Consider the following 1,864-nt stretch of genomic DNA (forward strand, 5'->3'; position numbering starts at 1 on the left):
ATCACTGCTATGGGATTTGAAGAACCTTCGCCGATTCAGAGCCAGACTATTCCGCTGGTATTAGCCGGAAAGGATGTGTTGGGGCAGGCACAGACGGGTACAGGTAAGACTGCTGCCTTTGGCATACCTATTATGGAACGGATAACGGAGGCCAGACATATCCAAGCGCTGGTGCTAACACCCACGCGTGAATTGGCTATCCAAGTATCGGAAGAAATAGCAAAAATAGGTAAATTTAAACGAGTTAAAACTCTACCAATCTATGGTGGACAGGCAATAGAACGACAAATTAGAACACTTAAATCAGGAGTGCAGGTAGTCATCGGCACCCCTGGACGCTTGCTTGACCATATTCGCAGAAATACGATTAAACTTGATCATGTGAAAATGCTGGTTCTTGATGAAGCGGATGAGATGCTGGATATGGGATTTATTGATGATATCGAAGCCATTCTTGCTCATCTTCCAGCCGAGCGCCAAACTCTGCTATTTTCGGCTACTATGCCAGCGGAAATCATGGCATTAGCCGACAAGTATATGAAAGACAGAGTAACGGTTACCATAAGTAAAGAGCAACTGACCGTACCATTGATTGACCAAATTTATTACGAAACACGTGATAAACTTGACGGCTTGTGTCGGGTACTTGACACTGAGACTTTTAGCCGGGTTATTATTTTTTGCCGCACAAAAAAAGGTGTTGATGATTTGGTTGCGTCATTGTCGGCACGTGGATATATTTCAGATGGATTACATGGTGACTTGAGCCAGACGCAGCGTGATCGGGTTATGAAAAAATTCCGGGACGGTAAACTGGATATTCTTATTGCTACTGACGTGGCTGCAAGGGGCTTGGATATTGAACACGTTTCCCATGTTATTAACTTTGATATTCCGCAAGATCCCGAATCTTATGTTCACCGCATTGGACGCACAGGGCGTGCCGGTAAAAAAGGTGTAGCCATTACATTTATTCAACCCCGTGAATACCGGCAACTTAAGATTATTGAAAAAGAGATCAAGACTCGTATATTGCGTCGCCAATTGCCGTCACCGGCAGATATTCTTGAGCGTCAAACAGAAGTTATTAAAAATCAGCTCACACAGACCATTAATCGTGGTGGTTTTGAGGCCTACAGCAATATTATTGCTGATTTGGCTACCGATTACGACCCTATTGATCTTGCGGCTGCTGCGCTAAAACTGTTTCAAGAAGGTTATAAAGAACAGACCAGTCTTGAAAACCCGCAATTTGCTAATACCGGAGCTGAACCTGGTATGGTACGCTTATTTATTAATGCGGGACGAGCCCAAAAAATTCAGCCACAAGACATTGTTCGTACAATTGCCGAAGAAGCTGACATTGAGGGCAGTATTATCGGTGTCATTAATATTTATGATAAATTTACTTTTGTAGAAGTACCGGAAAGCGTTGCTGAGCGCGTGTTATCTGTTATGAATAAAAACACAATCAAAGGCTATCGGATTAATATCGAGCCAGCCAAAGGACGCTAAATTAAGAATACGAGATAAAACCAACCCGACATGATTGACAAAACGAACAAATGTTTGTATACTGTTAGTATATATACAGCGCATTATAGTTTTACAGACGAGAGGAGAGTTGGCCAAAGCGTATCAAACGCTAGCGGTGGAAGTCTTGCTAACATACCTCCCGTCTGCTCCTGTAAACTTCTGGAATGCTGAATATATAGTTAGGCGCGGGGAGGTTTATATTATCGTGGATAAGGCAAAAGATTTTGAAAGAAACCGGGAAATGGACAAATTTAAGGCACTTGAAAATGCTATGCGTCAGATAGAAAAAGATTTTGGCAAAGGCGCGATTATGAAGCTTGGAGAAGCG

The 1,864-nt window shown here is 42.7% G+C and carries 1 protein-coding gene; it reads left to right on the forward strand.

Annotated elements, in window-relative coordinates; genetic code table 11:
• Positions 1-1,515, forward strand: a 1,515-nt coding sequence (locus AC29Z1_RS17425) for a DEAD/DEAH box helicase (RefSeq protein WP_488272710.1), incomplete at its 5' end; no start/stop codon positions are given.
• Between the last annotated feature and the right edge of the window lie 349 nt (positions 1,516-1,864).

Source organism: Sporomusa sp., assembly GCF_057736855.1.